The sequence below is a fragment of the Paenibacillus sp. BR1-192 genome (assembly GCF_029542445.1).
GTDB classification, from domain to species: domain Bacteria; phylum Bacillota; class Bacilli; order Paenibacillales; family Paenibacillaceae; genus Paenibacillus_AQ; species Paenibacillus_AQ lautus_A.
Genome location: NZ_CP120718.1, coordinates 5,078,965 through 5,092,091, shown reverse-complemented (window position 1 = coordinate 5,092,091; position 13,127 = coordinate 5,078,965). Strand labels below are relative to the sequence as shown.

General features: G+C 45.9%; 17 protein-coding genes. 14 read left to right on the top strand and 3 right to left on the bottom strand.

Features of this window, described 5'->3' with window-relative positions:
• The first annotated feature begins 167 nt into the window (after positions 1-167).
• The 6 genes from P0X86_RS22890 (at position 168) to P0X86_RS22865 (ending at position 4,291) form a co-directional block, all read left to right on the top strand.
• Entirely contained in the window at positions 168-863 is a 696-nt protein-coding gene (locus P0X86_RS22890; protein ID WP_277746544.1) for a DinB family protein, read from the top strand.
• Between the two features lie 18 nt (positions 864-881).
• Positions 882-1,289, top strand: a complete 408-nt coding sequence (locus P0X86_RS22885) for an NUDIX hydrolase (RefSeq protein ID WP_096775983.1) — start codon at positions 882-884, stop codon at positions 1,287-1,289.
• Between the two features lie 53 nt (positions 1,290-1,342).
• On the top strand, positions 1,343-1,882 hold the full coding sequence (locus P0X86_RS22880; RefSeq protein ID WP_277746543.1) for a DinB family protein: 540 nt from the start codon (positions 1,343-1,345) through the stop codon (positions 1,880-1,882).
• Between the two features lie 261 nt (positions 1,883-2,143).
• On the top strand, positions 2,144-2,887 hold the full coding sequence (locus P0X86_RS22875; protein ID WP_277746542.1) for a GNAT family N-acetyltransferase: 744 nt from the start codon (positions 2,144-2,146) through the stop codon (positions 2,885-2,887).
• Positions 2,888-2,933: 46 nt separating this feature from the next.
• Entirely contained in the window at positions 2,934-3,392 is a 459-nt protein-coding gene (locus P0X86_RS22870) for a GyrI-like domain-containing protein (RefSeq protein WP_213579336.1), read from the top strand.
• A 251-nt stretch (positions 3,393-3,643) separates the two neighbouring features.
• A complete protein-coding gene (locus P0X86_RS22865) occupies positions 3,644-4,291 on the top strand; it encodes a FusB/FusC family EF-G-binding protein (RefSeq protein ID WP_096775980.1) in 648 nt (215 codons plus the stop codon).
• A gap of 35 nt (positions 4,292-4,326) precedes the next feature.
• Here the strand turns inward: P0X86_RS22865 and P0X86_RS22860 are convergent, their stop codons facing one another.
• On the bottom strand, positions 4,327-4,941 hold the full coding sequence (locus P0X86_RS22860; protein ID WP_277746541.1) for a TetR/AcrR family transcriptional regulator: 615 nt from the start codon (positions 4,939-4,941) through the stop codon (positions 4,327-4,329).
• A gap of 195 nt (positions 4,942-5,136) precedes the next feature.
• Here P0X86_RS22860 and P0X86_RS22855 point away from each other — a divergent pair, with 195 nt between their 5' ends.
• The 4 genes from P0X86_RS22855 to P0X86_RS22840 all read left to right on the top strand — a co-directional run bounded on the left by P0X86_RS22855 (position 5,137) and on the right by P0X86_RS22840 (position 8,237).
• The gene (locus P0X86_RS22855) at positions 5,137-5,874 is read left to right on the top strand and encodes an SDR family NAD(P)-dependent oxidoreductase (RefSeq protein WP_277746540.1); all 738 of its coding nucleotides are present in this window, start codon (positions 5,137-5,139) and stop codon (positions 5,872-5,874) included.
• A gap of 55 nt (positions 5,875-5,929) precedes the next feature.
• Positions 5,930-6,703 carry an SDR family NAD(P)-dependent oxidoreductase gene (locus P0X86_RS22850; RefSeq protein WP_277746539.1) on the top strand — a complete coding sequence of 258 codons (774 nt, stop codon included), beginning with the start codon at positions 5,930-5,932 and terminating at the stop codon, positions 6,701-6,703.
• A 260-nt stretch (positions 6,704-6,963) separates the two neighbouring features.
• A complete protein-coding gene (locus P0X86_RS22845; RefSeq protein ID WP_213579333.1) occupies positions 6,964-7,428 on the top strand; it encodes a GyrI-like domain-containing protein in 465 nt (154 codons plus the stop codon).
• A gap of 56 nt (positions 7,429-7,484) precedes the next feature.
• Positions 7,485-8,237 (top strand): hypothetical protein, encoded by a 753-nt coding sequence (locus P0X86_RS22840; protein ID WP_277746538.1) that lies wholly within the window; start codon positions 7,485-7,487, stop codon positions 8,235-8,237.
• Positions 8,238-8,509: 272 nt separating this feature from the next.
• On the opposite strand, the gene P0X86_RS22835 is transcribed toward P0X86_RS22840, so the two are convergent.
• Both P0X86_RS22835 and P0X86_RS22830 read right to left on the bottom strand, forming a co-directional pair.
• Positions 8,510-9,208 (bottom strand): ABC transporter permease, encoded by a 699-nt coding sequence (locus tag P0X86_RS22835; RefSeq protein WP_277746537.1) that lies wholly within the window; start codon positions 9,206-9,208, stop codon positions 8,510-8,512.
• Positions 9,201-9,923: an ABC transporter ATP-binding protein gene (locus P0X86_RS22830; RefSeq protein WP_277749078.1), complete on the bottom strand. Its 723-nt coding sequence runs from the start codon at positions 9,921-9,923 to the stop codon at positions 9,201-9,203. Before P0X86_RS22830 ends, P0X86_RS22835 begins: the two co-directional genes overlap by 8 nt.
• 192 nt (positions 9,924-10,115) lie before the next feature.
• Here P0X86_RS22830 and P0X86_RS22825 point away from each other — a divergent pair, with 192 nt between their 5' ends.
• The 4 genes from P0X86_RS22825 to P0X86_RS33195 all read left to right on the top strand — a co-directional run bounded on the left by P0X86_RS22825 (position 10,116) and on the right by P0X86_RS33195 (position 12,994).
• Positions 10,116-10,835 carry a response regulator transcription factor gene (locus P0X86_RS22825; protein ID WP_277746536.1) on the top strand — a complete coding sequence of 240 codons (720 nt, stop codon included), beginning with the start codon at positions 10,116-10,118 and terminating at the stop codon, positions 10,833-10,835.
• Positions 10,826-11,935, top strand: coding sequence for a sensor histidine kinase (locus P0X86_RS22820; RefSeq protein WP_096775971.1), 1,110 nt, complete (start codon positions 10,826-10,828; stop codon positions 11,933-11,935). The genes P0X86_RS22825 and P0X86_RS22820 overlap by 10 nt, the downstream gene beginning before the upstream one ends.
• Positions 11,932-12,486, top strand: a complete 555-nt coding sequence (locus P0X86_RS22815) for a GNAT family N-acetyltransferase (RefSeq protein ID WP_277746535.1) — start codon at positions 11,932-11,934, stop codon at positions 12,484-12,486. Before P0X86_RS22820 ends, P0X86_RS22815 begins: the two co-directional genes overlap by 4 nt.
• Positions 12,487-12,619: 133 nt before the next feature.
• A complete protein-coding gene (locus P0X86_RS33195; protein WP_347177561.1) occupies positions 12,620-12,994 on the top strand; it encodes a hypothetical protein in 375 nt (124 codons plus the stop codon).
• Positions 12,995-13,127: the final 133 nt, after the last annotated feature.

Sequence of the window (13,127 nt, the reverse complement as noted above, 5' to 3'; positions counted from 1 at the left end):
GGAATTTATTGCTTGTTCAACTGTTATTTTGAGAACGATAGTGATTCGGCGTTAGAGGTGAAATTGAAAGAAAAGAGCACAGCGGAAAAAGCATGACCGGATTATTTCGCGTTTAATTAAGCCGTGACTATGGGTGTCAGGGAGCGGCTAGTAAAGGATGGTTCTCTGTGGATTTGAGCCAAAGAAAACAGTGGAATGAAAATCATAAAAAGTTAACCGGTATGATTCTGGATCCGGCTAAACATCAGACAGCAGTTGATTTATTCTTACAGCAGCATCGCTTGTTACATTCATCAAGAATGAGCCATTCACCAATAGCTACGCTTGAGGACGAATTAGTTAAAAATCTCCTAGAGGAAACATTTCGCCAATATCCTGTCACAGCTCCTGATACAAAGAACTCTATCATATGGCATGTGTGGCACATCACACGAATTGAAGACATGACTATGAACGTACTCGTAAATAACGATATTCAAGTATTGCATGCAGGCCAATGGAACAAGAAACTTCACATTGATTATGTTCATTCCGGTAATGAAATGACAGAAGCTGAAATAGCTGACCTAAGTTCAACTATTGATATTGATTCATTGTTAGCGTATCGGATGGAGGTAGGGCGAAACACTCGGGATGTAATATCCCGTTTAGTGCCAGGTGATTTTAAGCAGAAAGTTGAAGAAGGAAGAATTCATGAACTTCAAGTCCAGCATGCGGTTAAGAAAGAAGCATCGTGGTTGCTTGAATACTGGGGAAATAAAACCATTGCGGGATTAGTACTCATGCCGGCGACAAGACATATATTTCTGCACTTGAATAAATCGATACGTCTAAAACAAAGAATGCAAAAACTCAAAATATAAGGAGCGATGAGTAAATAAATGAATCCAGCCAAGCATTTTGTTTCTGCCGCTGCCATCGTAATCAATGAAAAGGACGAGATTTTGCTCATTAAAGGACCGCAGCGAGGATGGGAGATGCCTGGGGGCGTCGTGGAGATCGGAGAATCTCCCGCACAAGCTGCGATTAGGGAAACAAAGGAAGAATCGGGGATCGATATAGAAATCATGCAGTTTTGCGGTATCTTCCATAATGTGAAAGACAGTATATGCAATACATTGTTTCTGGCCAAGCCCGTTGGAGGAGTTCCGATCATAACCGAAGAGAGTTTGGAGACTGGTTTTTTTCCAATCGAAGAAGCACTGCAGATGGTTAACTTTATGAACTTTCGGGCGCGAATTGAAATGTGTTTAAACCCGGCGGCACATCCGATCTATGTCGAGTTCTAGAATCGTGAGGGTTTCGGAATGCTGCTTATTTTTACAAGAAAGGTTGTGTTTGGATGCTATATGATTTGCAAGGTGAAGGGAATATGTCAACGATCGTGGGCATGTTATATGGCGCTGTCAGAGAGAACAGTGAGAGGCTAAAGTCCGTATCCGAGGGCATGTCGCAAGAGGAAGTTGATTATAAGGGACCTGGTGGTCATTATAATAGCGCCGCTCAATTAATAAAACATATCACGTACGTCGATCTGAATTGGGTTTATCGGATCAAAGGAGAGGCGCTCCCCCCGTCGTTAAAGGACGAATACGGCCCGATGATCGATGAACATAACAAGCTGCCGATGGTCAGAGGGATCTCTTTGGACACGCTCCTATCTAAATATGAAGTTGTATTCAGTTTGCTGAAAGATGCATGTTCGCAGTTAACGGATGCGGATCTTGAACACATCGTCACATTTGGACACGAGAATGAAAAGCAAGCCACCCTTCGCTGGGGCTTGTGGCATATGGCCGACCATAACCGTTATCATCAGGCCCATATTAATCAGCTTAGAAAGTGGTATTCGGGGCAAAGGAGGGGAATGGAAAGTGAGTAGAAGGATAATCTCCCATGCTTGTATTTTCCTTGAGTTTCCTGTCGCTGCTTATTTCGATGAAATTATTTTGGAATATGGGTATTTTTGTGGATGAATACGGTTTGAGCCCAGACATTGTGAATGGCGGAGACTTCTGGCTTCTGATGGATTGGTTAAGATTAGGATTACTATTCTTAGTATGCGTTATATCCGGCGTGAGCGTTTTTAAAAGCTATAATGAATAAACTGGGTTAGCTTCTCCCTAAGAAAGGACATATAACTATGATGACGCATAAAGAAATGATACATATCGTGCAGACCCAGCTGGCGATTGATCTGAATTGTACGGTGGATGACTTAAACGGGGAAAAAGACCGCGTGATTTATGTAGACGCCAGAGAGAATCCAGGGCGGAGACCGTATCCGAGAAACGAACGTTATTTCGAAATGTTGTCGATGGGCAAATCGATTGTGGTGTCGGCTACGCCGGAACGGCTGGCGATTGCCAAAACGTTTATGCAAGGGAAAGACAGGGATACGATTTTTTCGCTGCCGTTTATTAGGGGGCTTTATTTGCATTTTCTCCCGGATCTAGAGAGAATCCAGCCGATGCCGCCACCGGCCGGGTTTTCGTATGAAGTGGTGGAGGAGAATGAGATTTCAAGGCTTATGGGGCTTGAGGGATTGGAGGATGCCATTGTAACCGACCCGGGGCGTCCTTATCAGACGGTATTGGCCGTAATCGCCAAGCACAATGGCAGGATTGTTGGCATGGCAGGGGCTTGTAACGTGTGTGCCGCGATGTGGCAAATCGGAATCGAGGTACTCCCTGGCTTTCGCCAAATGGGATTGGCGTCTTATCTTGTAAACCGTTTAACGTTTGAGGTATTACATCGCGGACGCGTGCCGACTTATGATGTGATCTCTAGCAATATCGCCTCCCAAAGAGTGGCTTACCGAGTGGCATACTACCCGGCGTTCGTGACGGATTGGCGAGTTGATTTTAGGGATTTCGAGTCTAACTAAACCAATATTCAAAAAATAAATTTACCGAAGGGGGCGTATGCCAAAAATGAAGATTGTCGAACTCAATGGAATGAATTTAGTAGGAATAAGAGTAGTATGCCCTGGCGACCAGTATGTCCATGAGATTCCAAAGGCTTCTGTCGTACTTAAGGAAAGGCTGAATGAGATATCTGGGGTTGTACAACCAGCAAGATTGATTGGGGCATTCTTCGTTGAGGATGTAACGGAAGAGGAGGATGGTTACTGGGTATGTGTTGAAGTGAATGACATAAGGGAAGTTCCAGAAGGTATGGTATCTGTAGTAGTTCCGAAACAAAAATATGCAGTCCAACGACATAAGGGACCTAATTATGAAATTAGAAATACATATGACGAGCTTCACAACTGGATAAAAGAAAATAAACATGAAAGATTGCTAAGATCCTGGCATCTGGAGATTTCAGATGAATGGGGACATGGGGATGTCAATCATATCGAAGTAGACTTGTATGACACCATTAAATAGATGCAGCAGCTAATTGCGCCTTCCATAACTTGCTGATATAATTTTGCGTATGAAATGGGATTGGGGGTTACACCGATGGCAATGCTGAATTGCTCATTAGCTAGGAATTCCTCATGCAAAGCCTGATCTGGGGCGATACTTTGCGTGGGGTGCGATAGGATGAATTCGATCGCCCAAACTTAACTTTATCGTTTCTAATAACAGGCTTTGCACCTTATTGAACTTTGAATAAGAATAAGGGGCTGAAAGCTATGAGTACGACATTTATTAGAAACCACCAGTTTAACGTGATTAAAAAACAATCGGAATTCCTTCTGAAGACGCTGCGAACCGTTGCGGATCGACGCGTTCTGGAAACCGTCAGGTTCAGTTCTGTTGCCAACATCATGGATGCCTTTCCATCGCTGACCGAGGATCAGAAGCGGATGCTGGGCCAAGTCTCCACATTCGAGAAGGCCGAGGATTTCGAGCGATATCTGAACGACTTGGAACCTTACCTGGAGTCTTTTCCGACGATTACGCCAAAACAGATTCAGAAGTTATTTCCTAAAAATAAGAAATTGAAATTACCGGATCTGACCTCGATCGATTTTCGATACGTAACCTATTTGGGCTGGGTCGATATTGCCAGCAACAGGTTATTTATCGTATATCCGTTCGAAGGACGCTTCATCGGGATCGAGGGGAGAATCACCCCGACCAACAAGAAAGGGTACTGCCTCTTCTGCAATCGGCATCAAGAGCTCGCCTTGTTCTCGGTCAAGACCAAGCCGTCCGGTGCTTCGGCGGATAATCTGTCTGCCATAAGCCATTATGTTTGTCTGGAGAGCCAAGGCTGCAATCACAGCATTACCGACACGGCAGCTCTGGAGAAATTCATTCTCTCCGCCAGCAAATAACAAATTAGAAATAGGCTGCCCTAGAGGCAGCCTATTTAGGTTTCGTCCGCTTTGTTCACATACTCCACCGAGTAAATATGCGTCCTCGTTAGATCAATGACCTCTTTTATGAAATCCTCCTGCGATTCCCTGAAATCGTTTCGAATCCAGTTCAGAATCAACCCATGAAAGCCGTAGGCGGTGTACCGCTTGAAGTAGTCCATGTTCACCGGGATCTGGTTAATCGTTTCGAATATAAATCGTTCCTGATAGATTTTTACGATCGTTTGAGGAAATTCCGTATGCAATCCCGGCAAGGTATCCTCGTATTTGATCAGCTCAAAAAAATCGCGGTGCTCGTAGATGTAGGCCACGATATTAAAGGACGGGGCGTTGAGGTTAGCCGTATACACTTTGTGTCCCGGTATGTAGGGCTTGCCCACCGATTCTTCCAAGCCCTGGAGTTTGGAAGCCAGCACATCGTCGGCTAATTCGATTTTGTCCTGGTAATGGACGTAGAAGGTGCTGCGGTTATAAGCAGCCTTATCCACGATGTCTTTCACCGTTACAGCATGATAACCCTTCTCTTTTACAAGTTGAATAAAGGCGGATTTCAAATGTTCTTTCGTCCGATTTCTTCGTGCCGATGTCACGATTTGTTCATGATTCACGAAAAGAGCGCCCCCAAAAAAGACAGTTTGGTTCCAAGTGTTGACTAGATCGACACTTCATCACAGGTTAATGATTGTTAAATGTGAACAGAATAGTACAATTGAATTGTAAGCAAAATAGTACTAAATTTAATATCTTAATTTAATTGTAATCAATATAGTACTATTTTAATCCATTATACGGGGGTATCCAAGATGGGAAAATTACAAAACAAGGTTGCTGTAATTACCGGTGGTGCATCCGGCATCGGTGCGGCGACCGCGCGTCTTTTCGTTGAAGAAGGAGCCAAAGTGGTGCTTGTCGATCTCAATGAGGACAAAGGCAAGGCGTTTGAAGCCGAATTGAAGGCGCTTCATCACGAGGCGTTGTTCGTTAAAGCGAATATTACCAGCGAGGAAGAAGTAGCCCATATCTTTAAGCACGCGACGGAAGCTTTTGGCAAAGTGGATGTTGTATTTAACAACGCTGGAATCGGGCGCGTTCATTCTTCGCATGATCTAGAGTACTCCGAGTGGCGAAACACCGTAAACGTGGACTTGGACGGCGTATTCCTGGTCGCCCGGGAAGCTATCCGTGAAATGTTAAAAGCAGGCGGAGGCACGATCGTTAATACCGCATCCATGTACGGTTGGGTCGGCTCGCCCGGTTCCGCGGCTTATAACGCCGCTAAAGGAGGAGTCATTAACTTGACGCGTTCCCTGGCACTGGAGTATGCCGAGCACAATATTCGGATCAATGCGCTGTGCCCGGGCTTTATCGACACACCGATCATTCCGGAGGAGAGCAAGCAAGCGCTGGCAGCGGCCACTCCGATGAAGCGTTTGGGACAAGCCGATGAAATGGCAAAGGCTGTTCTGTTCATGGCTTCGGATGACTCCTCGTTCATGACGGGGAATACCTTGACGGTTGACGGCGGATATACAGCCCAATAATGGGTGAACTTTAGACATACAGAGAACCATGACATCTTACTAGGAGGCATACACCATGAGCAAATTTGATGGAAAAGTGATCGTGATTACTGGCGCAGCAGGCGGGATCGGAACGGCAGCCGCCAAAAAACTGGCGGAACAGGGGGCCAAGCTTGGGCTGGTCGATTTGAACCTGGAAGCCGTCCAACAAGTGATTTCCGATTTGGGCCTGGACGATTCCAGAGCAATTGCGCTGCTGGCCAATGTCGCCAAAGAAGAGGAAGTCAAAGCGTATGTGGATGCAACGGTCGAGAAGTTTGGTAAAATCGACGGCTTTTTCAATAATGCGGGGATCGAAGGGATCACGGCCAATGTAGAGGACTATCCGACCGAAACCTTTGAAATGGTCTTCAATGTCAACGTCAAGGGTGCTTTCCTTGGACTGAAATACGTGGTTCCTGTCATGAAAAAGCAAGGTTACGGCAGCATCGTGAATACCTCCTCCGGCGCAGGCCTTATCGGTTCGCCCGGATTTGTCGGATACAATAGCTCCAAGCATGCGGTGATCGGCATGACGAAGGTGGTTGCATTAGAAGCTGCTCCGTTCGGCGTGAGAGTGAATGCCGTAGCGCCTGGAGTGATCAATACCCGCATGATGCGCCAAATCGAGAAAAATACGGTGCCTGAGGATGCCGAAGGTGCAAGAAAAGCATTCGGCGCCGCCGTTCCGCTCGGACGATACGGGGAAGCGGAAGAGGTAGCCAACGTAGCTGTTTTCTTGCTGTCCGATGATGCGTCCTATGTAACGCAATCCATTTATACCGTGGATGGCGGCCAAATCAACCAATAAGTTTACAAATTGCTTAGTTAAAGGGTCTTGTCCGGTGTTTATACCGGTCAAGGCCTTTTTTACATTCGTTAGGAGTGGTGGTGCAGCGGCCTGTTCTCCCCGATTATAAGTGGGCCATTTTTCATGTTGGGGTCATGCGGATTTTGGAATATAATGGTGTGTAGTAAGGGAGAGCAGGTGCTGATTTGGGTTGTGCCGCTTCATGCGAAAGATCCGGAAACTGTAATGCACAGTTAATAAAAATTGAAAGGGGATACGAAATGACGGAGATTAGCCAAGTCCATATGGAAGATCTGTGGTCGGTTCGAAGAGAACGCTTAGGCAATCGATGGTTAATCGGCGTTCAGAATGAGCTTCCGCAATCCTATGAGGACGAACAGCGCTTGTTTTCAACCCTTAGATCCAGAAGAGACGAAATACAGCATCAAACTGCCGATCCGAATACGTACATGGTAATCCATGATGACGGCTCGAAGATGACGGTAGCTTTGATGGTAAGTCGTATCGGGGAGATCCCGGAGGGCATGGTATCCTTGAATCTTCCGGAAGAGGAATACGAGGTTTTCCGGTTCGAGGAGAAACATATTTGTTCATTCTGGCAGTATTTCTGCGAAACCGATCATCGGAGCAAATATGGCGTCAATGCTGCCAAGGCAAGATTTGAAACCTTTAACGACACCTTGCAGCCGAATGGCGTAACGGAAATTTATTATCCGAAAGAATAGGAAGGATGCCCGAACATGTATCATAGATGACAGAAGCCGTAAAGGGAGGAAGGAATATGCGAGCGACTGAAGATATCATGCAGGTATGGAGGAAGTTCAACGATTTTCCGATGGAAACCTTAACGAAAGCCTGGCACAGCTTAATAGACCCGGAATGCAAACAACGAACAACGGATGTCATGAAAGAGCATCGCGCATTGTATGGAACGTCGGGCAATTGTTTTGATTTGGCGATTTGGTTAATCGATGAATTCAGACAGAACAAACGCCCCTGTTATGGAGTTCTGACGGAGCATTTGCATGTCGCCGTGGTCGCCGTCAACGAAGAGGGTAATAAATATTTCTGCGATCTTGGAGATCAATGGATTGAGCCCATTTTGTTGGAACCGGGTCATGAAGCGTATACGGAAGAATTTGTCGACGGTTTCTTTCCAGGTTCACGCATTAAACTGAACACCCGAGCTAATCGTCTCTTGATAACCTACGGAAGGCCAAACGGAAAGGAAAGCAGCCAAGCATTCGACTTGACGCCTGTATCCGATGAAGCATTGATCATCGCCGGGCAAAAAACGCAGCGCCTGTTCAGCGGTCCGCTTGTAGAAAAGAGGATTTTTACGGATCAGGAGGTTCTTCATTGGGAATTCGATCATTACGAAAGCTACCTAAGTTCCAAGGAAGGCAGAAAAACGGAGCCTCGGCTGAAGGATATCGGGGAATGGGCAGCACGAATACATACGATGAGCGGGATCCATGAAGAAGTTGTCATACGGGCATTGGAAGTCTACTCGAAGACGTCTTCGCATCCTTAACGCTGGACTTTTAACACCTTAGGTCTAGGGAGAACGTTACATCCTAAAGGAAAAACAGCTATTGCCGTGCGGCTCCAAGGGCTTTCCCCTGGCTAGGGCTTGCCGGCAATAGTCCGTTTTGGTTTCCTTATGGATTTCAATTTCTTCGATAAGGCTGGCTTCAAAGGAAGCTTTATGATTAAATGTTTGTTCCCCTATGCCTTGACAGGCCATCGCCAACCCGCTGACGGCTACCAAGACAATGCTGTTCCTCCGTTCATATTGCATTAATCTTAAGCTACATCGGTTCGATCCACTTTGTAAAAAGCAAGATAGCCAAGGATCAGGCCAAGCAGGCAGAGAACAATCGGGATGGCGATGAATTGGAACAAGCTGGACGAGCTTCCCCCGTCGGACACCGATGCGTTAATCAAGAATCCAATAATGACAGCCGAAGTAATCGTGGAAGGCGCCGATTTTTTTCTCATGCCGAACGATAACGGAATGAGGCTGATGCCGGCCATCATAAAGGCGTTTAGCACCGTGGCCGGAACAGCGGCCATCATGGCAGCGACAGGAATAGACGCGTCAAATAAACCGATCATCGGATTCAAGAAGTACGTAAACAGATGGATCAGGAACGTTGTTATGATGATGCTGAAAAAACAGAACCCAAACACAATCGATAACTTGGCTTGAATAATTTTTTTTCGCTGCAGCGGGTAGGTGAACAACACCTGGATCATGCTGCTCTTGTATTCGTCAATCACTAAACGGGACAGAATAACGCTTGAGAATATGATATAGGTGATTCGAATCAAAACACCTGATAACGATATGAAATCTGCATAACTCATGGGCTCGTGTTCCCCTTTGGAACCCAGCGCCATCAGCGTAACGGCGGCGAAAATAGCCGCAATGCAAATGGCTAATCCCTTGAAATATCCGGACAGGTTATTCTTCTGCCATTCCAGCTGTATCAATTTAAGCATAGCGTTTGCCTCCATGAACGAGATTGATGAAATACGCCTCTAACGACCCGGCATGCTGTCCCCGGATGTCCGCCATCTTTACTTCCGTTAATAATTGCCCCTGATGAATAATGCCGATCGTATCGGCAACCGATTCGATTTCCGACACGATATGGCTCGATATGAGAATGGTTGTTCCGTAGTTCGCTTTGAAATGGAGCAGGAGCTCCCGAATATCCTTAATTCCGATTGGATCCAGCCCGTTGATCGGTTCATCCAGAATGAGGATGTCCGGTTTCGTCACAATGGCCCGTGCAATCCCTAACCGCTGCTTCATTCCTAGAGAGAATTCATGGATTTTCTTCTTCCCGACTCCGTGAAGGCCTACGATCTCCAGCGCTTCCTTAATCGCAGACTTATTGTGATATCCGACGTATCTGCAATGTAGATCCAAGTTGGCTTCGGCCGTAAGCCGGTCGTAAAACACGGGATATTCAATAATGCTGCCTATTCTCTTTAGGTATTGAACCGATGTGGGGAGAACCGGTTGATCGAATACTCGGATTTCACCGGAAGACGGTTTGACCAGGTTTAAGATCATTTTCATGATGGTGGTTTTCCCGGCACCGTTCGGACCCAAAAACCCGTAAATTTCCCCTCTGTTAACGTTCATATTGACGTTCGTAATGGTTTCTGTACCCTTGTATACCTTGCTTACTTGATGGATTTGAATCATGGTTTCCACTCTGATTTCCTCCCGCTCTCTGATTGATGTGCTACATTTAGTTTAAGGAACGAAAGTAAAAATAAAGTAAACGGAGCGGAAAAAACTCGTAACATTTGACATAGTGTAAGCTCGTAAACGATGAAATAAGGTAAGATAGAATTACATGTTCTGGATTAGTTTGAAACGAGGGAAGAATAGCAAATGGAATCTGCAACCATATTGGCCGTCGATGACGAGATTGGTATTTTGAAGTTATTGGAGATTACGCTCCGAAAAGAAAACTTTACGCATATTGACACGGTCTCATCCGGAAAAGGCGCACTGCAGCGCGTCAAAGAAAAATCATATGACATGATCCTGCTTGATATTATGCTCCCGGATCTAAGCGGCTTTGAACTCTGCACGGAGATCCGGAAACATACGAATGCGCCGATCATTTTCATCAGCGCCCGCTCTACCGACTTCGACAAGTTAACGGGGCTAGGCATCGGCGGGGACGATTATATTACAAAGCCATTTAATCCATTGGAGGTCATTGCCCGAATCAAGGCGATTCTTCGCAGGCAAAGGATCATGGAGAACGCACTTCAACAAAACACATCATACGATTACGGGCACCTCTCATATCATCCGGAATCGGCAACGTTAATCGTGAAGGGCCAACCTGTAGATTGCACGGCCAAGGAGCTGGAGCTGCTGCATTTCTTCTTCAAGCATCCGAATCATATCTTCACGACGGCTCAGCTTTATGAGCTGGTATGGGGGAATGACGTGTTCGGGGAAGAAAAAACGGTCACGATCCATATCTCCAAGCTGCGCAAAAAGATAGGCGATGATACCCGCAAACCCGCAATTATCGTGAATTTAAGGGGAATCGGTTATAAATTCATCCCTCCGAACGAGGCACTGGCATGCGAATAAAAACTCGGTTCACGGTACATTTGGCGTCAGGGCTCATTCTGTGGATTCTTGGGACGGGGATTCTTCTTGTTATTCTGCTTGAAGGTGTTCTTCCCATGCTAGGTATCCATTTCAGCGAGGATAACGAAGGGCTTATCGTAGGAGCGATCTTCGGAGTCAGCACGCTGCTATGTATAGCCCTGTTCGGATGGTATTTTGGCGGCCCGATCGGATTCATAATGACTTGGATTCAACAGCTTTCGAAAGATGATTACAAGCAACCGGCCGATTTGTCCAAAATCGTTACCCGAAAAGGGAAACTGCGCATGCGGTACCGCCTCTATCAGGAGGTGCTCCAGCATCTTCAGTCCTTGGGCAGCGTCCTGCAAGCGAACGAGGCGGAAAGAACCCAAATCGAACAGGCCAAACAGGAATGGATCGCGGGGATATCCCATGATTTGAAAACACCTCTAACCTATATTAAGGGGTATTCGGCTCTCTTATTGAATGAACAATACGAATGGTCGAAGGAAGAGGCGATCTCTTTCATCCGGGAAATGGACGATAAAGGGAAGCATATGGAGGAATTGATTCAGGATTTAAGCCTCGTTACGCAGCTCAACCGGGCTGATGGCGCGCTGCCGTTACAGAAGGCGAATCAGGATATCGTCGAGTTCACCAAAAGGGTGGTAGCCGATATCAGCAATAATCCGCAGGCAAGCAACTACCTTTTGCATTTTCAAACGGATTCGTCTGCCATGCACGTGGATTTTGATGCGAAATACATGCAGCGCATCCTGCAAAATATCATGATGAACTCGATCATTCATAATCCGGAGTTTACGGAGATTTTCGTCCGGATCACGGACGCAGGAGAGTTTGCCGCTATCCGCATTACGGACAATGGCATAGGCATGCCGGCCGATACGGTAGCGCATCTGTTCCAGCAATATTATCGCGGGACCACGACGGATGCTGCCTCTGAGGGCACCGGACTGGGAATGGCGATCGTTTACAAGCTGATTCAAGCTCATGACGGCACCATCACAGTGGAGAGCAAGCCTTCGCAAGGGACAACGTTTACGATTCGATTGCCGAAAGAAGGAGGGAGATATGGATGAAGAAACTACCGACGATCCAATTAGAAAGGTTGATTTTACGGCCGTTCAGTTTAGAAGATGCAAGAGTTGTACAGGAACTGGCAGGCGATAAGTATATTGCAGAAACAACGTTATATATTCCGCACCCGTACGAGGATGGGATGGCAGAACAATGGATAGAGTCCCATTTTGCTAACTTCAATGAAGATCGATCCCTTGAGCTAGCTATTGTACATAAAGAAGAAAATTACGTAATTGGCGCAATCAGTATAGGCTGCAATCGAAATTTTGATCACGGTGAGCTTGGATATTGGATAGGGAGAAAATACAAGAATCACGGCTATTGTACGGAAGCGGCAAAAGGAATCGTACAATATGCGTTTGAAGAAATGCGATTAAACCGCATTTTTGCACGTCATCTGGGGAACAATCCTGCATCAGGCAAAGTCATGTTAAAGCTGGGAATGAAGCATGAAGGATTGTTAAGACAACATGTAAAAAAATGGGGTGAATATGAAGACCTTGCGCATTATGGTCTGTTGAGGGAAGAGTATGTATCAGAGAATAGCTAAGGACTCTGGTTGATATCAAAAACTGGATCGCGGGTACATCCGAAAAACAAACGATTAAACGGTGGTTTCTGTCTTTTACCATTCTATGACTCTGGTAATATACTATATCATTCCCAGCTAAGGAGTGATATAGATTGCAAATCGTGATGTGCGTCTTGCGCTTTGGTCAGGTACTAATTTCTCCGTTCGTCAGATTCTCTTCAGACGAGGAGGCGTTGCGGTTCGTGACCTCGGAGCATTTCGGTTTAACAACGTTCTTTCGAGTTTTCGGCTTCGGAATGTGGTGCAGCGTTCTGAAGTAACGCTTGTATTGTTCTCGGGAATTAACTTTCAGGGATCGTTCCGTGTGTTCAGAGGAAGCCAAAATGTAGCGAACTTGGAAAACTTTAATTTCAACAACGTGACATCTTCGTTCATTGTGGTAGGACGCAACCTTACGGACGCAGAAATAACCCAAATTCAAAGAACTGCCAGACCGCCTCAAGACATCCTCGTCATAAGACAGTAAGATAAGCAATTTTGCAAAAAAAGCAGGAGCACAAATAAAAAAACGGCTCATCCCTTATGAACTGTGACCCATAAGATGGACACTTTGAAAAAAGTGACTTCTTGTGGGTCATTTGTGTTTTAATCAAGGTATG